The sequence below is a fragment of the Clostridium sp. UBA5988 genome (genome assembly GCF_002435615.1).
GTDB classification, from domain to species: domain Bacteria; phylum Bacillota; class Clostridia; order Clostridiales; family Clostridiaceae; genus Clostridium_J; species Clostridium_J sulfidigenes.
In genome coordinates, this window is record NZ_DJBA01000019.1 from 81,960 (window position 1) to 102,768 (window position 20,809).

The following is a 20,809-nucleotide window of genomic DNA, read 5'->3' on the forward strand; positions in this document are numbered from 1 at the left end:
GAATATACCTCCTTTAAAAGTATCTTTGTAAAGACTTACATAAAATAATTCCAAGTATAGATGCAAAGGTTGTAGTACATAGTGCTGGTAAAATTATTGAACCTGGATTTCCAGAATTAAATGCAGCTCTAATAGAAACAACGGTAGTTGGTACAAACTGAATACAGGCTGCATTTAACACTAGAAATAGTACCATATCGTTGCTTGCCACATCTTTATGCCCATTTATTCTATCCATTTCCTCCATAGCTCTTATACCAAAAGGGGTTGCTGCATTAGATAATCCAAACATATTAGCTGTAAGATTCATAACTATAGCTCCTAACGCCTTATCATCTTTTCCTGCTTCTTTAAATATTCTTCTAAGTATAGGTTTTAATAATCTAGCTAATTTGTCTGTAAGTCCACTTCTCTCTGCAATTTTCATCACCCCACACCAAAGACACATCATTCCTAATAGCTCTATGATAAGCTTAACTGTATCTGATGTAGTTGATACTATAGTTTTAGATAAGAGCTCTCCATCTCCTGTAAGTACACCAAAAGCTATACCTATAAATAAAATCCCGAACCATATTACATTTATCATATAAACTCTCCCATACCTTTAATAAATATATCTTTACTTTATATGTAATGTATATGTTCTTGCTTTAAATAATATTTAGCTTTTTTATTGTATGGAAAAGTCTACCCACTATTTTATAATGCATAAAAATTATCAATTTAGGAAAAACTATTAAAAATTATATCAGGAGGTACATTATGGATTTAAATGAAATAATAGAAATGAAAAATCAGAACCCTGGAGCTACTGGTTATTATAACAACAGAGAGTTATTCATTAGAAAAGTTTATGATAATACTGGTCTTGTGGAAGTTGTTGATTTAGTTAATGGAGAAGTATATTCCCTTCATAGTAGTAAAATTGATAAATCTTATACTAACTCCTATAATTCATTTCAATAAATTTATAGTTGAATTTAAATCTTCTCAATGATAACATTTAATGTATAGATTAAATAAAATAGCTAAAGGAGATTTTTTATGAATGAAACTAATTTAAAGCAAGCACAAAAAGAGATTGATGAAGCACTTTCTACTATTGAAAAACTAGAAGAAAATATTAAATTTAATTCTGCATCTGAGGACATGATAAAAGAAAACTTTATTTCTCTTGCTAAGAAAGTCCAAGAAATTGAATCTGTTCTTAAAAATGAAGGTATCTTATAATTAAATATTTACATAAACAGATTTCTTTGCTTCAGAGGGAGTTTTTCTCCCACTGAAGGTTACTAACAGAATTCTTAGTATCAATTTATTTGATACTTAGAATTCGTTGTCCTTTAGGGGAAATCGTTATCCAGGGACATAGCAGCTCTTTACTCCCACTTTGAAAAAGATAGGAGTATTAGAGCTGGTAGTCATCGGATAATAAAAACCTGTGTTTCCACAGGTTTTTTTATTTATTAATATCTTTTAGCAATTTCATATAATAATCTTGACCCTACTCCTGTTGCACCTTTTGAGAAATATTCTCTATTTGGTGTTTGTGATGTAAAGGCTGTGGATGCAATATCAAGATGTAACCATGGCTTATCTTCTACAAATTCACCAATAAATAATCCTGCTGTAATTGCTCCTGCACCTACAGGGCCAGTTGAATTAACTAAGTCCGCATTACCAGTTTTTATTTTTTCTTTATATTCATCAAAGGTTGGGAATCTCCAAACTCTTTCATCACACTGTAATGATGCTTCCTCTAAAAGTGAGTAGAATTCATCATCATTAGTTACAACTCCTGTAGCGGCACTTCCTATAGCACCACCTACAGCACCAGTAAGAGTAGCAATATCAACTACCTTAGTCACATTTTCTTTTCTTATTATATAAGTAACTGCATCTACTAAAGTTAATCTACCTTCAGCATCTGTGTTTATAATTTCTATAGTTTTACCATTCATGGTATTAATTATATCTCCTGGTCTATATGCATCTCCTGAAATTAAATTCTCACAAGCAGCTACTACAGCTACAATATTTTTCTTTAATCCCTTTCTTGCTATGGTAGACATGGCACCAATAACAGCACCTGCTCCCCCCATATCACTCTTCATAGTCCACATACTTCCTGCAGTTTTTAGGCAATATCCACCTGCATCAAAGGTTAATCCTTTACCTACAAGACCTAATATATTTTCTTTATTAGCAGTATCACCCATATATCTCATAACAATTAACTTAGGTTCATTTGAAGAACCCTTGCCAACGGATAAAAATGACTCCATACCAAAGTTCTTAATTTCTTCTTTATTATATACTTCAACTTGGAATCCATGATCAAGACCTAACTGCTGAACTTTTTTAGATAATGCATCTGGAGTTAAAATATTAGCAGGTTCATTTACAAGCTCTCTTGAAATTAAATTTCCTTCTGCAAGTAGTCTTCCTTCTTCTACAGCTTCCTTTAACTTAGCTAAATCTTGGTCTTCATGAAATATAATTCTTACTTCTTCTAATAGTACTTCTTTTTTATCACTTTTGTATTTATCAAAATTATAAGTAGTCATTATAATAGCTTCAGATATAGCTTTAACTTTTTCATAGTTACAACAACAATCCATAGACTTCACATGTAAATCTAGAGATTTTATTTTTTGTTTAATTGCATCCTTGATTAACTTAGAAGTATTATTTCTAACATTATCTACATTACACTTAGCTTTTTCACCAAGACCTACAAGTATAGTTTTTTGTATAGCCCCATCTTCTACACTAGTTAATGTATATGTATCTCCTTTTTTGCCAATAAACTCTTTGTTTTCACTTAAGCAACTAAGGATATTATTTAATTTATCACATGGAAACCCTTGTTGTAGTTCCATATAATTTTCAAATAAAAATATACCTTTGGAATTGTTATGTGATTGAACATTTGTTAAGTTCTCCACTTTTATATTCATATTAATCCCCTACCCTTTCAACGCTAAATATACATTCTATACTTAAATAGTTTCTATACCTATTCCCTAAATCCTTCTATAATATCCTATTTTTCTTCTTTGTATTCATCATACTGTGGCTGTGTAAATCCTCTACCTACTACTTCTCTTACATCATTAATTATTATAAAAGCTTCATTATCTACTTCTTTTACAATTCTTTGAAGCTCAATTAATTCTTCTGTAGAGCATACAATATACAATATATCTTTACTTTTTCCAGTATATACACCCTTACCATTTATGCTGGTTATTCCTCTATTTAAATGTTGCATTAATTCTTGTGCTATTTCACCTGATTTTTCTGAGATTATATGTACTTCTTTAGAGTAATTTACTCCTTCTACTAAGGTGTTTACTACTTTAGAAACTATAAATATAGATATTAATGCATACATTGCTTTTTCTACTCCGAAAACAAATAAACCTGCTACTATTATCATTCCATCTATGCACATCATTATTTGATTTATAGGTATTTTCTTCAAGTAATGCTTTATAATTATTGCAAGTAAATCTGTTCCTCCAGTTGATGCAGATGATCTTAATACTAATCCAACTCCAGCTCCTACAAAAAGACCTCCAAATACGCTTGATATTAATAAGTCAGATTGAACTGGCGGTATAAAACTAGTATACCAAAGGGCAACAGATACATAACCTGCTCCAAATATAGATTTTTTTGCAAAATCCATACCTTTTATTTTTATTCCAACTATAAATAGTGGTATGTTTACAATTATATTAGTTAACCATAGTGGAATGCTAAATACATATTCTAATATAATAGCTAACCCTGATACTCCTCCGGTAACTAAATGTTGTGGTGAATAATATACGTTTATTCCTATAGCCAGTATTGTTATACCAACCATTATCATTAGATAATTTTTAAGTTCACTTTTGTTAAAAAACTCCTTCATTTTGACCTCCCATTTATTATATGTTATACTAATTTATTTATGTTACACTAGTTTTATAGCATAGAATCATACATGTTGCAAACACTAATTTCAATTATACTTTTATTATTATAATAATTATATAGTTTTTAGAGTTTTTTATATGTATTTTTTATATGTTATGCTAAAATTTAATTATTATATTATAATAAGGAGTTTTTATGGATAATTATACTGTTTTTTTAAATATTATAAACCTTATATTTGTTGTAAATATTGCTTTTGCCATAATTGTAATTATATTTGAAAAGAGAAATACTAGTAATACTTGGACATGGCTTATGATAATGTTGTTTATACCCTTTATTGGCTTCATAATGTATTTATTCTTTGGCCAAAATCTTCGTCGCAAAAAATTCTTTGTTTTAAAAAAGGAAGAGGAGTCTGTTCTTATGCAATTCTCTGAAGAACAGAAGCGCCTTCTCAGCGACAAAACTATAGTTAATAATAACTCTCTATTAAAAGAATATCATGATGTAATAAATTTAAATCTATATAGCGATAATTTTATTGTTACTAATAACAATAAAGTAGATATTCTTAATAATGGTAATGAAAAATTTCCTATCATGATAGATTGTATAAAGAATGCCAAAAATTTTATTCATATTCAGTACTACAAATTTAATGATGATAACCTAGGAACTGAAATACTAAATCTCTTAGTTGAAAAAGCAAAGGAAGGCGTTGGAGTTAAGCTACTTTATGATGGTATGGGTTGTATTCATAATAAAAAGCACTTTTGGGATCCATTAGTAAAGGCTGGTGGAGAAGTGTATTGCTTCTTTCCACCTTTTATACCCTATATAAATGTGAGAATAAACTACAGAAATCATAGAAAAATATGTGTTGTAGATGGAGAACACGGTTTTGTTGGAGGTTTAAACGTAGGAGATGAATATTTAGGATTATCTAAGAAATTTGGTTTTTGGAGAGATACTCATCTTCACCTTCAAGGTGACTCTGTAAATTATTTAGAAGTAAGATTTTTAATGGACTGGCGTTTTGCAAGCAAAAAAGACTTTTCTATGGAAGAAAAATATTTTCCTAGAAAACAATATATAGATAATACAGCTGTTCAAATAATTTCTAGTGGTCCAGATTCTGAGTGGTGTAGTATAAGAAATACTTACCTTAAACTAATAAACAAAGCTGAAAATTCTATTTATATTGAAACTCCATATTTTATTCCAGATGAAAGTATCTTAACAGCTCTTAAAATAGCATGTCTATCTGGGGTAGATGTTAAAATTATAATACCTTGCAAACCAGATCATCCATTTATTTATTGGGCATCTAAGTCCTATATTTGGGAACTTGTAGAATGTGGTGCCAAATGCTATACCTATGACAATGGATTCATTCATAGTAAAATGGTATCGATAGATGGGAAAATGTGTACTATAGGAACTGCTAATATGGATATACGTAGTTTTAATCTAAATTTTGAAGTTAATGCCATAATATATGATACAAGAACTACTTCAGAGGTTGATAAAGCCTTTGAATCAGATATATTACAAAGTACTTTACTTACTCCTGAACATTATTCTAATAGATCTCTAATAATTAAATTCAAGGAAGCTATATCTAGACTACTATCTCCTATTCTATAAATAGGATTTTAGCTATTCTATAGATCATTTTATTGAGTATAACAAAAGTACTATGATTATTAAATAAACCGTCATATCTATAACTATTAGAAGTTTAAAATAGATATGACGGTTTAAGTTTTTATATTATTAATGGAGCATATATCATCAAAGTTAATAATGCATCAATTAATAAACTTAAAACAAACTTTGATATAAATATTCCCTCAAATTCACTTGTATAAGTACAATATCCATAACTATATGTTATAACTGCTATTAATATACATAAGACAATACCAACATAAATAGGGGCTATAGCCGGTGGTAACATATATACATATTTAACATAGAACATTTTTATTATAAAAAAGGTCTTTGCACAAGTTGTTATTATAGCTACTATTATATATGCAATCTTCTTTTGCTTATTAGATAGCTTATAGTCTAGGAATGTAACTGCTCCACTTAAAACTAAACCTATTGCTATCCATGGGAATCCAACAATTATTATAGATACAAAGCTATTCATCAGTCCCTCAATAGTATAAGTAAGTGCACTTTTCTTCTCTGACTCTCTTGGTAAATTATTTACAGCCTTAAATCCTTCATCTGTTGATGCTATGACAACATCATATAAATCTTCATCTCTAAAACTTAAGTAACTAATATAATCCTCGTTTACATAAGGATTAATGCATACTCCTCTTGTTCTTGTAACTGGCTCAACTTTATTTATCTTACCATCCTTTACAACAAAGGATGCTATTCCTCTTCTTTCCTCTTTCTTCCCATAAGAGTTATCTATTGTAGAATAAAATTTCCCACCTTCTTCATCAGAGTAAGTTCCTATAGCATTTATTAGTTCATTTGATTCATTAATTCTTGGTTTACTTTCCTTAACCTCACCTCCAGCTATAGGAAACTCAAATAACCTACAAGAGTGAAGTTCACCTTTTACATATTGCTCGAACATTGTATATCCATTTTCTCCGTCTGAAGAACATGACATATTCTTATAAGTAACTCTATTATTATTAGCTATTTCTTCCACTAATATAGGTTCTGAAACCATAGCTTCATTAAATGTAATTGCTTTAATATATGAGTTGTCTTCCATATAACATATTAGAAAACCATCTTTATTCTTAGTGGCTGAAAGCATGTCTGTATTTTTTGCTGGAATAGATACCATTTTATCTTCTACTGTATTTATTATTTCAAGTTTATCTTCGTAAGCAACTACTATATTTTTATTATCTAATTGATAAATACTATTTATTCCTTTAATATTCTCTCTACTAACCTCATTTAAATCTTTATCTATATATACTTTTAATAAGTATCCCTCACTATCTTCTATAGAGTTAAGCATTAGTATATACCCATCTACACTTTTAGTGAGTAATACATTGTTTATTAATTCTTCATTAACTTCATATTGTTTATTATTCAGAACTTCTCCTACAGCATTGGTTTCAACAATATTAAGATTTTTATTATTATCATATGCTACAAGTATTCTATTCTCTTCTTTCAAGATTACTGGAGCATTTTTTGTTGTTGCAGTTGCTATACTTACTTCCTTACTCCATGTTTTAGATGGTGGTTGTATTTCTAAATTATAGTTATTCTTATAGTTTCCAATAAGTATTAATATATACGTCACAATAATAAGAAAAATTAAAAGTATTTTTTTTTTTTCATTTATATATCTCCTTAAACTATTTATTATTATTATGCATATGTTTTATATAACTTTAAGAGATTATTTCAATTAATTATAAGAAATAATCTCTTTTTAAATTCTAATTAAACTTTATTATTATATTATAAGAGGTACAAATATCATTAATGTAAACAATGCATCAATTAACATGAATATACTAAACTTACCTAAAAATATGCTCTCAAAATCATCTGTATAGACCATATATCCATATCCATATACAACTAGTCCAATTAAGGAGTTTATCAATATTCCTACAAATGATGGAGCTAAAATAGTAGGTAACATATGTGAATATTGCACATAAAAAGCTTTATTTATAGTACATATTTTCATTATTACAACAATAGCAGCTAGTATGATATACATATACCTTTTCTTTTTATCATCAAATTTGTAATCCATAAAAGATACTGCTCCTGCTATAACTAAACCAGGAACTATCCATCTAAATCCTATTATTATAATATAAGATACACTATACATAAAACCTTCTACTAAATACCCAAGAGATCTCAATCTTTCAGCTCTACGAGGTCCATTATTCGCATCCTTAAACCTCTCATTACTAGATGCTATATTAACACTATATAATCCATCCTTCTCAAAACTAAGAAATGCTATATATTCTTCATCATTATATGGATGAATACATAATTCTCTTAGTCTAGTTATCTTCTCTGAACTTGAAACTTCACCATTTTTTATTTGAAAAGAAACTATAGCTTTTTGAAATTCCTTTTTACCAAAAGGCACTCCCATGGTGGCATAAAATCTTGCACCATTTTCTGAATAGCCTCCTTTAGTATTTATAACGTAACTGGATTTATCAACCGCAAGCTTACTAACCTGGCCCTCTCCTCCACTTATAGGAAACTCCATTACTTCTGTAGCAAAGTATTCATTTCTATCATATTTCTCAACAAGCAAATATCCATTTTCTGCATCTGAAGACAATGACATTGCACCATAAGTAATTTTGTCAGTTTTAATCATCTCTTTGATAAGAAATGGCTTTGATGCCTTTCCATCTTTAACTGTAAATCCTTTAAATAATTTCTCTTTTTCTAAGTAACATACCAAAAGTCCATCTTTACTTTTATTGGCAGTAAGCATACTTAAGTTTTCTACTGGCACTTCTATATTTTCATTTGATACTGTGTTTACTATCTTAATTTTATCTTTATAGGCTAAAACTATATTTTTACTATCAATTTGTTCAGTAAATGTAATTCCTTCTTCTATTTCTCTTTTTACCAAATTTAACTCTTCATCTAAAACTAACTTTTCTATATAATCTATGCTTAATTTATTAGAATTATAAATCAAAGTATATCCTTTATCAGTTTTGGTAAATATTAAATTCTTAAGTAATTCTTCTTCTATAGCATACTCTTTAGTTTTAATTTCTTTTCCATTTAAATCTGTTTCACATACTTTAATCTTTTTAGTGTCCTCATATGCTACTAACAAACGATTTTCTTCTTTTATAATTACCGGTGTATTCTTTCCTAACCCACTTCCTATTTTTACTTCTTTACTCCATTTTTCTGACGGTGGCTGTTTCAATAAATTGTAGTTGTTTAAATAATTACCAATTACAATTATTAAAAATCCCATTATTATACTTAATAATAATATCCTTTTTTTATTCATATTAACTCTCCCCCAAGGTCTTAATAATTCCCCTTTTTTATCTATTATTATAAATTATACTCTCGGTATACTGAATATTCAAACACTTTTTGCAAATATTAGCTAATATAATATTTTTTTGTAATAAAATATTTTTTTATGATGATGATTACTTTTACTTTTATATTTTAAAATTGTATTGTAAAATATACTTATGTTGTAAATAAATTTAATTAGTGAAAGGTATTTATATGCGAAAATCTGGTAAAGTAATTAATTTTGATGATGATAAAGTTTATATAGTAACAAATAATAAAGAATTTGTTACATTAGAACGAAATGATAAAGCTCCTATTAAAGGTAATATCTATGATGGTACTGTATATGTAGATAGGTCAAATCTTATAAAAGTATTTATAATACTAATATCTATTTGTATATTAGTATTAAGTTGTATTTATTTTATCTTCTTTTCACCTAGAGCTAATATAATACTTTCTTTAGATTCCAATATCAAAATAGGTATAAATAGAAACAAGATAGTTAGAATTACAGATCCTAGTGGGTCTACTTTAGGATTGGAAAGTTTAAGTTCACTAAAAGGAAACGAATTAAATTTAGGCTTAAATCTTTTATTTGACTCAGCATTAAAAGAGGAATTAATCCCGAAGTGTGATGAATATTCACCTGGCAGTATATATATATATATAACTAAGGATAACAAAAGAGAGCCTCTTAATTTTGATAATTTTAAAAAATATGCTGAAAAATATAATTATAAAGTTATAATTAATAGAAATGATAATGAGCTTAATATTGATTAGTATATTAATTTGTAATTTGAAAACCCTAGCCAATTTATGACTAGGGTTTTATACTATACTTATTATTTATACACCGGTATTTCAAATTGTGGTTTAACATTAGGATGCTTGTCCATTATTAATTTAATATTAGTTACTTGTTTATATGCCCATACAATATCTGTAGCGTATTGATGCCATGGACTATTGTAATTATGAACATTCCATCTCATTTCATATATAGTATCTTGAGCTGGTCTAGGGTTCTTTGCATTTTTATCTGAATGGATATAATTTTCAGCAATCCATTTAATACCGCCTTTAATAGCTGCTTCTGGTGAAGTCCACCCATTTTTATAGGCCGCTTCTGCTCCAGAGCTTACTGGTGAATTATCAAAGGCACAAATTCCAAAAAAATTATAAACCTTAACTGTAGTTCCATCTTCTTTCTTATAGTCTACTCCTTTTGCCAAAGTAGATGTACCATTTCCAGTCTCTAATATTGCATGTGCCACTGCATAGGCCTGATTTACATTATTGGTTTTACAACCGTCATAAAACGCTTGTCCCATATTAGATAATGTACCTTTCCCCACTAATACACTATTTAACGTACTTACACTTATATCCTGTATGAAGTTTAGTTTCATAAACATATATATACCATATTTATCATTTTTATATCTGCTTGGATCTAAATACTGCGCTATATCTGTTTTTCTTGCATCTCCAGAATATAAAGCCCTAAATATTGGTGGTTTCTTATTATGTTGGATATTTGCAAAATTATCCACTGTAGTCCCTACTGAATAAGTAGACATTGTACCTAATGTGGATACATTATGTTTTGATGGCACTGTAGAAAATTCCTTTACTGCAGGTAATTCAATATACTTTCCTTCACTATCATATAAGCCAGATTTTACAATTATACTATAGGTAGTGCTTGTACTATATCCTCCAGAAGGCGGTGCTATTTTTATAGCCTTGTTAGCTTCATTGTAACTTAAACCTACCTTTAATTCACCACCATTAGGTGAAAAAACTTTTACATAAGTACTAAGATTATTTATTAAGTTTGGATGTAGTTTATTACTAAGCTTTATTGTCCAAGTTTTATTTGTAGGTATATTTATTTGATGGTTTAAATCCTGTATATTTACTGCTGCAAAGGCACTACCAGTTAATGCTAATGGTGTCATACACATTATAATTACTATTAAAATACTAGAAATCTTCTTTACTACTTTATTATTCATAGTTGCCCCCATATCCTCTAAAATTTTATTTATATAATATCTGTTATATTGTATAATACTAATAACATTGATATTATGCTATAATTATACAATAAATTTAAAGTGAATGTAAGTAATTATATAATAACTAACATTCATTAAGTCTTATGCTAGGTGGTGATATAACTATATGGATAATAAAAACTTACTTAGACTTAATAAGTACATAAGCGAAAGTGGAATTTGTTCCAGAAGAGAAGCAGATAAGTTTATTGAATCTGGTAAAGTATATGTAAATGGTATCTTAGCTACCCTTGGAACAAGAGTTAGTCCTACTGATACTGTAGTAGTTGATGGAAAAACTATTAAACCTAAGTCAAATAAAGTATATATAGCCCTAAATAAACCTGTAGGGATTACTTGCACAACAGAAACTCATGTTAAGGGAAATATAATTGACTTTGTTAACTATCACGAGAGAATATTCCCTATAGGACGTCTCGATAAACCCTCTGAGGGATTAATATTTTTAACTAATGATGGAGATATGGTAAATAAAATATTACGTGCAGGAAATAATCATGAAAAAGAATATGTAGTTTCCGTTGATAAACCTATTACAAAAGAATTTATTAATTCAATGGAAAATGGAATTCCTATACTTGGTACTGTGACAAAGCAATGCAAAGTTAGAAAAATTGGCAAATGTACTTTTAATATAATTTTAACCCAAGGTCTAAATAGACAAATTAGAAGAATGTGCGAATACTTAGGATTCAAAGTAACTAGCCTTAAACGTATTAGAATTATGAATGTGTCCTTAAGTAATCTTCCTACGGGAAAATGGCGTTATCTAAGCTCTGAAGAAATGTCCACAATCATTAATCTTACTAAAGATTCAATAGGTACTATTTAAAGTGAAACTCAAATATAAGTAAAAAAGAAGAAGATATTTAATTCTATCTCCTTCTTTTTTATTTTTTACTTTAATTAAAATTCACCTTTAAATAATTCTGCAAACTGTTTATGCGCAATTATGTCACTATTTTCTTTTACTTCTTTAAAAGTTATTTCAAAATCATCAGATACATCTGAATAAACTTCATATACTTTCTCTGCAGTATTATTGTCTCCATAAGTAATTACATATGCAACTTGATCTTTTTTGCCGTTTACATTTCTGTAATATTGATATATTTTTGCCTTTGATTTGTCTATTTTTTCATCAGTTAATACTTTATCAAGAGCAGTTTCTGCCTTTTTTACATATGCAGCTTCATCTTCATCAGTAAGTAATTTTAAAGTGTTTGCTTCATTATAATAATATTCTTTGTTAGCAAAACTATTTAATAGTGATTCAAAGCTTTCATAAGTAACCTCTGGTACCTCTGTGCTTTCTTTTTCTTTACTCTCTTCAGTAGAAGCTTGCTCAGTAGTTTTAGCTGATGAATCCTCTGAAGTATTAGTTTTTGTTCCACATCCTACTAATGCTAAACCTATTGTTGCTGTTAATACTAATGCAATTATTCTTTTCATTTTAAATCCTCCATATTTCCAAATAAATTTAATACTTAGTAAATGAAATACCAAATAGTATATAACCTTTTGTATACATTTACATAGCTGATACAAAATATTAAGAGTATTTCTACTCTTTGTAAATCCATATAAAATTATATCATATTTTGTAATATTTTCAATACTAAATTTCTACATATTATTTTATTAACATACATTGTTAATAAAATTTTGTCGATGCTTCATAATATAATTTTATATACTGTTAAATTATCAACTTGTCCATATTATTAACATTATCCACAGGTATCCTGTTTATAACTTAGTGAATTCAATGTTAATACATAGATTTTCATCTTATAATTCTATAATTTCTCTTCTAGACTCCATATACACCTTATAAACACGTGAAATTTTATCAACATTATCCACACTAATGTGAATAACATGTTGATAACTTTTTATTTATACATCTTTACTAGAGAAATTAGCTATTACACACTTAAACTTTTTTTATCTTTCTAATAGATACTAATGATTAAACTGTGTTAAACTTAAGTTGACACATTATTTATTATTTATTGGAGGTTTATATATGCGAATTGGTTTAGGATATGATGTACATAAGTTAGTTCCTAATAGAGCTTTAATTATTGGTGGAGTTAAAATACCACATACACTTGGGCTTTTAGGTCATTCAGATGCTGATGTTCTTATTCATGCAATTATGGATAGTTTACTAGGTGCTGCAGCACTTGGTGATATAGGAAAGCACTTTCCTGATACAGATGCTGAATTTAAAGGTATTTCTAGTATTAAACTTCTTAATGAAGTTAGAGAGTTATTAAGTAAAAATAATTATAAAATAGAAAACATAGATGCAACAATAATTGCCCAGCGTCCTAAAATGTCTCCTTATATTACATCCATGAGAGAAAATATTAGTGAAGCATTAAGGATTTCTATAGATCAAATTAATGTAAAGGCTACTACTGAAGAAGGTCTTGGCTTTACTGGTATTGAAGAAGGAATTTCCTCTCAATCTATATGTTTAATAAGTAAAATATGAGATATATAAAAATACAAGTCCAAGGTCATTAAAATTCAACCTTGGACTTTTTAAAGTGTTTATTACATATTCTCTATTATCTCTTCTAAGTCTTTCTTAAATTCTTCAAATGGCTTATTTTCCTTAAAAGACTTCAACAATTTGGCTATTGACTCATATACATATTCGTCATCACTTATAGCTATGGTTTTAGCATTAGAATAGATGTCCTTAACTTTTTTTTCAACTTCCATTCGTAGTTCCGGAGATATATTATTGTAGTTATCCTTTAACTTTAATGCAACTAATATAGATTCATGGTTTATATAGGTTACCGAAGATTGTATTTCTGGAATTTCTTCAATGTCTGCCATAATTCTCTCACAGGTAGATATTGCATTTCTAATTTCTACTTCTTTATCTATAGGTTCATCACTCATATCTTCAACAGTAGGACCGGCTCCCACAGTATCACTTTTTTTACTATTACTATTACATCCCATTAATACCACCGTTACAATAATTAATAAAACTACAATAAATAATAATATATCATTTATTTTTCCTTTCATTTTATATCCTCCTATATATAATTATATTAATTTAGTTTCTATAATCTATAGAATTAATAATAAATAACTATATATAGTTTGGCTTATAAGCATAAGTATATTCCTATTCTAAATTATATCTCCACCTTTTACATCGTATCTGAATTCTCAAATATATCTTTCGTAACAACAAAATTCCCATTGTCTTCAACTAAGTCAAACTCACTTATACTTGTTATTCTTTCCTCCCTCTCAACATGAAATACATATCCAACTCTTCCATGTTTCTTAAAGAATACTCTTGATGATTTTATAACTCTCAGAGGATTTTTATTTTTATCATATATAATACTAGGAACATCATTAATCATATTTACATTCTCCTTACACCAGTTGTTAATTAATGATATATAATATTATCCTATTATATAATTTATGACTATAATCATTAGTTATAATATAAAATTTATTTGCACCATCTCTTATAAAAAAATTCACCTCCCTATATAAAATCTATAAGTAAGGTGAACTTTATTACAACTTGGTTAATTATTCAATTATTTAATGTTTCTGCTACCTGGTTTTATATAAGGTATATCCTTTTTACATAGTGGGCATTCTTCCTTATCAAAGCTTTCTATTTCCAGTTTACATGCACTATAAACCGGAAGAGTTAAAGCACAATTTTCAACTCTCCTATCGACTATACAACATACACCTACAACTTCTGCACCTAAACCTCTTAGTACTTCTACAACTTCCATAGTAGATTTTCCTGTTGTAACTACGTCTTCTGTAATTAAAACTCTTTGTCCTTGCTTAATTTCAAAGCCTCTTGTTAATGTCATTACACCGTCTTTTCTTTCAGTAAATATCCCTGGCTTTCCTAGTTGTCTTGCTAGCTCATAAGCAACTATTATTCCTCCCATAGCAGGACCTACTAACATATCAACATCTAAATCTTTAACTTTGTTTGCAACTACTTCCAATACTTGCGCTGCCTTATCTGGATGCTGTAGTAATTTTGCACATTGACAGTATCTATTACTATGTTTACCTGATGATAGCAAGAAATGCCCTTCTAATAATGCCTCACATTGAACTAATATATCTACAATTTTATTTTCCATAATATTTTCCTCCTATACTATTCCTCTAATTTCACTAATATCTTTAATATTTTCTTTTATTAAAAAGTCTTCTATTCCTTTTATAATTTCTAATGGTACAAAAGGATTTATAAAATTAGCTGTACCTATTTGGATCCCTGTAGCTCCTGCCATTATAAACTCTATAGCATCTTCCCAATTTGTAATACCGCCAAGACCAACTACTGGAACCTTACATGCCTTACACACTTGATGAACCATTCTTAAAGCCATAGGCTTTACTGCTGGTCCCGAGAATCCTGCATAGATATTATCAAATACAGCCTTTCGTTTTTTGTAGTCTATAGACATTCCTTGAAAAGTATTTATTAATGATAGTGCATCAGCTCCCGCTTCTTCACAACTAAGCGCCATCTCTACTATATTTTCTGCATTAGGAGATAACTTCACCATCAATGGCTTTTTACATACCTTCTTCACTTCTTTTACTGCCTCATAGGCAACCTTTGATTTTATTCCTAGAGCCATACCACCATGTTTTACATTAGGGCATGAAATGTTAAGTTCTATGATGTCTACATCAACCTGGTTTAACTTCTCGATTATACTTATATATTCTTCTACTGTAGCTCCACCAACATTAGCTATTATATTAGTGTTATATTCTTTCATCTTTGGAAGTTCATCTTTTATAAAGTTTTCTACTCCTGGGTTTTGAAGTCCTACACTATTAAGCATTCCACCTGTTGTTTCTTTGATTCTTACTCCATCATTACCTTGTCTTGGATTTAAGGTTAAGCCCTTACTACAAATTCCTCCAAGTTTTGCTATATCATAAAACTTACTATACTCTTCACCAAAGCCAAAAGTACCTGATGCTGTCATTATTGGATTCTTGAATTCCTTATTACAAATATTTACCTTAAGCATAATTTCTCCTTTAAAACTCTAAATCTAATCCATTAAATACAGGACCATCTTTACATGTTCTTTTATTTCCACTAACTGTTTTACATGTACAACCAAGACAAGCTCCTACTCCACAAGCCATCTTCTTTTCTTCTGATACATATATCTTTGTACCCACTTCCTTGCACATATCAATTACTCTATACATCATAACCTCTGGTCCACAGCATAAAACTAAATCATAGTCTTTAGGATTAAATAGTTCCGTTACATATCCTTTATGTCCAACACTACCATCTTCTGTAGACACCTTTACTGATAAATCTAACTCACTTATTTCTTCTAATCCATAAACTTCATCTCTAAAGCCAGCAAATATATGAACTTCTGAATCCTTTATATTATCTACCAGGTATCTCATTGGAGCAACCCCAATTCCTCCTGATACTACCGCAACCTTGCCTTTTATCTCTTCTAAGTCAAAGCCATTTCCTAATGGACCCATAACCTTAACCTCTTGTCCTTGTATAAGATAACTTAATAATTTTGTTCCTTCTCCAACTAGCTGATATAGGAATTCTATAGAATTTGATGTTATATTATGAATACTAATAGGTCTCCATAATATAGGTTCCTTTTCCCAGGATCTTAGCATATAAAACTGTCCCGGTTCTCCTTGAAACTTACCCTCTATAGATAATTTAAATATTCCTTTAGCAACTTCTTTGTTCTCTATTACTTTACAAACTTTGTATTCATAATTATCTTTTTTCATTCTAATCTCCTAATAATTTATTCTAATATAATGCCATACAATAAAGTTGTATGGCATGAACTGTAGTTATAATTTATTTTTTTAGATTTCCTATAGCTGTTAGAATTTCATTTTTCATTCTAATTGCCTCTTCTTTTGCATACTTAGCAAAGTTTTCTTCACCATCTAGTTTTCCTTTATATGCAAGCATTATACCCCTTGAAGAGTTAACAACTCCTCCATTTCCATCCTTAAGATAAAGGGCTACATCTTCTGCTTTCCCACCTTGAGCACCATATCCTGGTATTAAAAAGAATGTACTGCCTAAGGAATTTCTTATTTCTATACCTTCATCTACATGGGTACATCCTATAACCCCACCTATAGAACTATACCCACACTTACCTATATAATTTTTACCTAAATTATTTATAGTTTCCCCTACTACATTAAATACTTTTCTACCACCCTTAGTTTCTATATATTGAATATCCTTGCTGCCCTTGTTTGAAGTTCTTATCAGTACAAAAACTCCTTTTTCACTATTTTCAATATAAGGTAAGTATGGCTCTATACTATCTAATCCCATATATGGACTTAGAGTTATAAAATCAGCTTCAAACTCTCCTGCAAAATGCGCTTTAGCATACATTTCAGCCGTTTTAGCTATATCGCCTCTTTTTATATCCCCTATAGATATTGCTCCCTTTTCCTTTATATACTTTAATGTATTGGAATAAGCTCTTAATCCTTCCAATCCATATGCTTCATAATATGCTATTTGTGGTTTATAGCAAGCTACATGGTCTATAGTTTCATCTATTATAGCTTTATTAAATTCGAAAATTGCATCCCCTATGTTTTCAAATTTCTTCATAAAACTTTCTGGTATATATGATATATCTGTATCTAGTCCCACACATACATGTCCTTTTTCTGCAATTATATCGAATAGTCTATCTATAATCATATGATACTCCCTCACTTTTCTATTTTTTATAAACAACTTTACCACCTTTTATGGTAGTTATAACTTCTCCATATACTTTCATACCATTAAATGGAGTATTTTTACCTTTTGATAAAAATTCTTCCTTACGTATCTCATATTCTTTTTCTAAATCTAATATTACTAAATCTCCATCATAACCTATATCTATTTGGCCCTTATTAACTCCTAGTATTTCACTAGGTCTCTTACTCATGATTTCACTTAGCTTACTTAAGTCTATATGACCTGGCTTTACAAGTTTTGTATAAGAAACTCCAAAGGCTGTTTCTATTCCTGATATTCCTGGAGCTCCATTTTTCTTATCTTCTTCAGTATGAGGTGCATGATCTGTAGCAATGCTATCCACATATCCATCTTTTATAGCATGGATTAAGTATTCCATATCTTCCTTTTCTCTAAGAGGTGGGTTTACTCTATACTCTACATCATTTGTTAAAGCTATATGATGAGGAGATACTTCACAAGTAACTTTATGACCTTTTTCCTTTGCTTTAATGATATATTCCATAGATTCTTTGGTACTTACATGGGAAAAGTGAACTTTACACCCTGCATGTTTTGCTAAAGTTATATTTCTCCAAGTCATAGTATTTTCTGCCAGTCTCATATCTATATCAGATAGATTATGATTCTCACAATGGCACATAACAGTTATATCCTTCTCTTTAGCCTTAATCATAGCATTTAACATAACTTCGCTGTGCATAACATCTTTTCCATCTTCTGATATTACTTTAATATCACCTTTTTTTAGCTTATCTAAATGGCTTATGTCATCTCCACTAAACTCATTAGTTATAGATATAACTTGATTAATATCTATAAGTCCTACTTCCTTACCCCTATTTATAACATAATTAACTGTCTCCATAGTGCTACATACTGGATTTGTATTTGCCATAAGGTTTACCATTACATATCCACCTTTAACTGCAGCATGAGAACCTGATTGTATATCTTCCTTATGTGTAAGTCCCGGATCCCTAAAATGCACATGTAAATCTACAAAACCAGGCATTACTATCTTTCCTGCCACATCTATAGTTTTACAATCCTTTATGAGATTTCTTCCTATCTCACAAATTACTCCGTCCTTTATATAGACATCTCCAACAAAGGTTCCACTCCAGTCAACGACTGTACCATTCTTTATGCAAATTTCCATAAGTATTCTCCAATCCTATCTATTAATATAATGAAGTTACCTTTTGTAAATCATCACAGTAATGACATCTATATTCCTTCGTTTCTTCATCTACTAAGTAATGTATATGCTTAATGTTAGGTTCTATAGATGTAACACATCTAGGATTCTTACATTTAATAACATTTTCAACCTTTTTAGGAAGTGTAAGCTTAATTTTTTCCTTAATTTCTTCATTTTCTATTATATCTATAGTTATATTTGGATCTATTACTCCTAATATTTCAAAATCAATATCTATTCTAGTTTCTATTTTTATTATATCTTTTTTCCCACACTTATCACTATTAGCATTCATTATAAGGGCTACAGTGAAATCAGCTTTATCTAAGTTTAAGAAGTTAAATATTTTTATTCCTTCTCCAGCTTTTATATGATCTATTACTAATCCGTTTTTTATACTATTTATAGTTAACATATTACTTCCTCCTTATATACCTTAGTAAATTCCTAATAGTTTTAGTATTAATGCCATTCTCACATACATTCCATACTTAGCTTGCTTAAAGTACACAGCTCTATTATCACTATCTACTTCATATGCTATCTCATTTACTCTTGGTAATGGATGAAGTACTATCATGTCTTCTTTCGCAAGATTCATTTTCTCATTATCTAATATATAAGTATCTTTAAGTTTTATATAGTCTTCTTCATTAAAAAATCTTTCTCTTTGTACCCTTGTCATATATAAAATGTCTATTTCCTTCATAGCTTCTTCCATAGTTCTAACTTGCTTGAACTCTATGTTTCTCTTTTTAAGGACTTCTTTCTTTATATACTCTGGTATTTCTAATTCTTCAGGTGAAATTAGTACGAACTTGTTGTTTTCATATCTACTTAAAGCTTTTATTAACGAATGTACTGTTCTTCCAAACTTTAAATCTCCACAACAACCTATTGTTAAATTATTTAGTCTTCCCTTTAGGGTTCTTATGGTTAGTAAATCAGTTAAGGTTTGAGTTGGATGTTGGTGACCACCATCCCCTGCATTTACTACGGGAATATCACTATATTGTGCTGCAACCTGTGGTGCTCCTTCTTTAGGATGTCTCATTACAGCAATGTCTGCATAGCATGCAACAGTTCTTATGGTATCTGCAATACTTTCTCCCTTAGCTACTGAACTAGCATTTGGTTCTGAAAATCCGATTACGCTTCCGCCTAATCTATTCATAGCAGCTTCAAAACTAAATCTGGTTCTAGTACTTGGCTCATAAAATAATGTAGTAAGCAAGTACCCATCACAAGCATGTATAAATTTTCTTGGATCTTTTATTATTTCATCTGCTAGGTCAAATATTTCGTCTAATTCTTCTAAAGTAAGGTCCATTGGTTCGATTAAATTTCTTCCTTTTAACATATAAAACACTCCTTTTTAGCCTCTCTGGGATAATTTAAAGGTATTAAGATTTACTTATAAAATTCAATAAAAAAAAGCTTTCCTCAACAAGGAAAGCTATAAATATCTGTAAATACAACTTTGTATATGAATATATTATTGTAAATTTTATCATATTACAAATGTATTCATACCAAAATATTATCTTCCCTTGCCGGCATCTCTGTACCGTTTTTAAAAGGATTCTTTATTAAATTTTTACTATTTTCATTTTACTTTAAATAAACTGTAATGTCAATACAGTTTATTATAATACTAAATTTTTTAATTTGGCTTATTTATGTGATTAAATCACATATCTTTCTATATAAATATTGTATTATAAATTATATAAACAG

22 protein-coding genes are annotated in these 20,809 nt (G+C 29.1%); 6 read left to right on the top strand and 16 right to left on the bottom strand.

The genetic code is table 11. The features are described from left to right. Window positions 1-13: 13 nt before the first annotated feature. The gene (locus B3J31_RS03965) at window positions 14-589 is read right to left on the bottom strand and encodes a nucleoside recognition domain-containing protein (protein ID WP_346873651.1); all 576 of its coding nucleotides are present in this window, start codon (window positions 587-589) and stop codon (window positions 14-16) included. A 176-nt stretch (window positions 590-765) separates the two neighbouring features. Here B3J31_RS03965 and B3J31_RS03970 point away from each other — a divergent pair, with 176 nt between their 5' ends. Both B3J31_RS03970 and B3J31_RS03975 read left to right on the top strand, forming a co-directional pair. After that, window positions 766-969, top strand: a complete 204-nt coding sequence (locus B3J31_RS03970; protein ID WP_346873652.1) for a hypothetical protein — start codon at window positions 766-768, stop codon at window positions 967-969. A gap of 78 nt (window positions 970-1,047) precedes the next feature. Continuing rightward, window positions 1,048-1,233, top strand: a complete 186-nt coding sequence (locus B3J31_RS03975) for a hypothetical protein (protein WP_346873653.1) — start codon at window positions 1,048-1,050, stop codon at window positions 1,231-1,233. A gap of 236 nt (window positions 1,234-1,469) precedes the next feature. Here B3J31_RS03975 and B3J31_RS03980 read toward each other — a convergent pair whose 3' ends face one another. Both B3J31_RS03980 and B3J31_RS03985 read right to left on the bottom strand, forming a co-directional pair. Next, a complete protein-coding gene (locus tag B3J31_RS03980) occupies window positions 1,470-2,963 on the bottom strand; it encodes a leucyl aminopeptidase (RefSeq protein ID WP_346873654.1) in 1,494 nt (497 codons plus the stop codon). An 86-nt stretch (window positions 2,964-3,049) separates the two neighbouring features. Further along, entirely contained in the window at window positions 3,050-3,925 is an 876-nt protein-coding gene (locus tag B3J31_RS03985; RefSeq protein ID WP_346873655.1) for a YitT family protein, read from the bottom strand. A 200-nt stretch (window positions 3,926-4,125) separates the two neighbouring features. Here B3J31_RS03985 and cls point away from each other — a divergent pair, with 200 nt between their 5' ends. Further along, entirely contained in the window at window positions 4,126-5,580 is a 1,455-nt protein-coding gene (cls, locus tag B3J31_RS03990) for a cardiolipin synthase (RefSeq protein WP_346873656.1), read from the top strand. Window positions 5,581-5,701: 121 nt separating this feature from the next. Here cls and B3J31_RS03995 read toward each other — a convergent pair whose 3' ends face one another. Together B3J31_RS03995 and B3J31_RS04000 are read right to left on the bottom strand one after the other, a co-directional pair. Beyond that, window positions 5,702-7,228: a hypothetical protein gene (locus B3J31_RS03995; protein WP_346873657.1), complete on the bottom strand. Its 1,527-nt coding sequence runs from the start codon at window positions 7,226-7,228 to the stop codon at window positions 5,702-5,704. A 156-nt stretch (window positions 7,229-7,384) separates the two neighbouring features. Beyond that, window positions 7,385-8,944 carry a hypothetical protein gene (locus tag B3J31_RS04000; RefSeq protein WP_346873658.1) on the bottom strand — a complete coding sequence of 520 codons (1,560 nt, stop codon included), beginning with the start codon at window positions 8,942-8,944 and terminating at the stop codon, window positions 7,385-7,387. 230 nt (window positions 8,945-9,174) lie between these two features. On the opposite strand from B3J31_RS04000, the gene B3J31_RS04005 reads away from it, so the two are divergent. Next, complete coding sequence (locus B3J31_RS04005; protein WP_346873659.1) at window positions 9,175-9,747, top strand: hypothetical protein; 573 nt, start codon at window positions 9,175-9,177, stop codon at window positions 9,745-9,747. A 62-nt stretch (window positions 9,748-9,809) separates the two neighbouring features. Here B3J31_RS04005 and B3J31_RS04010 read toward each other — a convergent pair whose 3' ends face one another. Then, window positions 9,810-10,985 carry an N-acetylglucosaminidase gene (locus B3J31_RS04010; protein WP_346873660.1) on the bottom strand — a complete coding sequence of 392 codons (1,176 nt, stop codon included), beginning with the start codon at window positions 10,983-10,985 and terminating at the stop codon, window positions 9,810-9,812. A 169-nt stretch (window positions 10,986-11,154) separates the two neighbouring features. On the opposite strand from B3J31_RS04010, the gene rluF reads away from it, so the two are divergent. Continuing rightward, window positions 11,155-11,880 (top strand): 23S rRNA pseudouridine(2604) synthase RluF, encoded by a 726-nt coding sequence (gene rluF, locus B3J31_RS04015; RefSeq protein WP_346873661.1) that lies wholly within the window; start codon window positions 11,155-11,157, stop codon window positions 11,878-11,880. A gap of 74 nt (window positions 11,881-11,954) precedes the next feature. Here rluF and B3J31_RS04020 read toward each other — a convergent pair whose 3' ends face one another. Then, entirely contained in the window at window positions 11,955-12,500 is a 546-nt protein-coding gene (locus B3J31_RS04020; RefSeq protein ID WP_346873662.1) for a hypothetical protein, read from the bottom strand. A 577-nt stretch (window positions 12,501-13,077) separates the two neighbouring features. Between B3J31_RS04020 and ispF the strand changes: the two genes are divergently transcribed. After that, the gene (gene ispF, locus B3J31_RS04025; protein WP_346873663.1) at window positions 13,078-13,551 is read left to right on the top strand and encodes a 2-C-methyl-D-erythritol 2,4-cyclodiphosphate synthase; all 474 of its coding nucleotides are present in this window, start codon (window positions 13,078-13,080) and stop codon (window positions 13,549-13,551) included. 62 nt (window positions 13,552-13,613) lie between these two features. Here ispF and B3J31_RS04030 read toward each other — a convergent pair whose 3' ends face one another. The 9 genes from B3J31_RS04030 to pyrB all read right to left on the bottom strand — a co-directional run bounded on the left by B3J31_RS04030 (window position 13,614) and on the right by pyrB (window position 20,432). Further along, window positions 13,614-14,102 carry a YhcN/YlaJ family sporulation lipoprotein gene (locus B3J31_RS04030; protein WP_346873664.1) on the bottom strand — a complete coding sequence of 163 codons (489 nt, stop codon included), beginning with the start codon at window positions 14,100-14,102 and terminating at the stop codon, window positions 13,614-13,616. Between the two features lie 128 nt (window positions 14,103-14,230). Beyond that, window positions 14,231-14,452 carry a hypothetical protein gene (locus B3J31_RS04035; protein WP_035130819.1) on the bottom strand — a complete coding sequence of 74 codons (222 nt, stop codon included), beginning with the start codon at window positions 14,450-14,452 and terminating at the stop codon, window positions 14,231-14,233. A 186-nt stretch (window positions 14,453-14,638) separates the two neighbouring features. Further along, window positions 14,639-15,211, bottom strand: a complete 573-nt coding sequence (pyrE, locus tag B3J31_RS04040) for an orotate phosphoribosyltransferase (protein ID WP_346873665.1) — start codon at window positions 15,209-15,211, stop codon at window positions 14,639-14,641. 12 nt (window positions 15,212-15,223) lie between these two features. After that, on the bottom strand, window positions 15,224-16,120 hold the full coding sequence (locus B3J31_RS04045; protein WP_346873666.1) for a dihydroorotate dehydrogenase: 897 nt from the start codon (window positions 16,118-16,120) through the stop codon (window positions 15,224-15,226). A 10-nt stretch (window positions 16,121-16,130) separates the two neighbouring features. Beyond that, on the bottom strand, window positions 16,131-16,874 hold the full coding sequence (locus B3J31_RS04050) for a dihydroorotate dehydrogenase electron transfer subunit (protein WP_346873667.1): 744 nt from the start codon (window positions 16,872-16,874) through the stop codon (window positions 16,131-16,133). 73 nt (window positions 16,875-16,947) lie between these two features. Further along, on the bottom strand, window positions 16,948-17,823 hold the full coding sequence (gene pyrF, locus B3J31_RS04055) for an orotidine-5'-phosphate decarboxylase (protein ID WP_346873668.1): 876 nt from the start codon (window positions 17,821-17,823) through the stop codon (window positions 16,948-16,950). 19 nt (window positions 17,824-17,842) lie between these two features. Beyond that, window positions 17,843-19,030, bottom strand: coding sequence for a dihydroorotase (locus B3J31_RS04060; protein ID WP_346873669.1), 1,188 nt, complete (start codon window positions 19,028-19,030; stop codon window positions 17,843-17,845). 22 nt (window positions 19,031-19,052) lie between these two features. Beyond that, window positions 19,053-19,487: an aspartate carbamoyltransferase regulatory subunit gene (locus tag B3J31_RS04065; RefSeq protein ID WP_346871228.1), complete on the bottom strand. Its 435-nt coding sequence runs from the start codon at window positions 19,485-19,487 to the stop codon at window positions 19,053-19,055. 21 nt (window positions 19,488-19,508) lie between these two features. Next, window positions 19,509-20,432 (bottom strand): aspartate carbamoyltransferase, encoded by a 924-nt coding sequence (gene pyrB / locus B3J31_RS04070; protein ID WP_346873670.1) that lies wholly within the window; start codon window positions 20,430-20,432, stop codon window positions 19,509-19,511. Window positions 20,433-20,809: the final 377 nt, after the last annotated feature.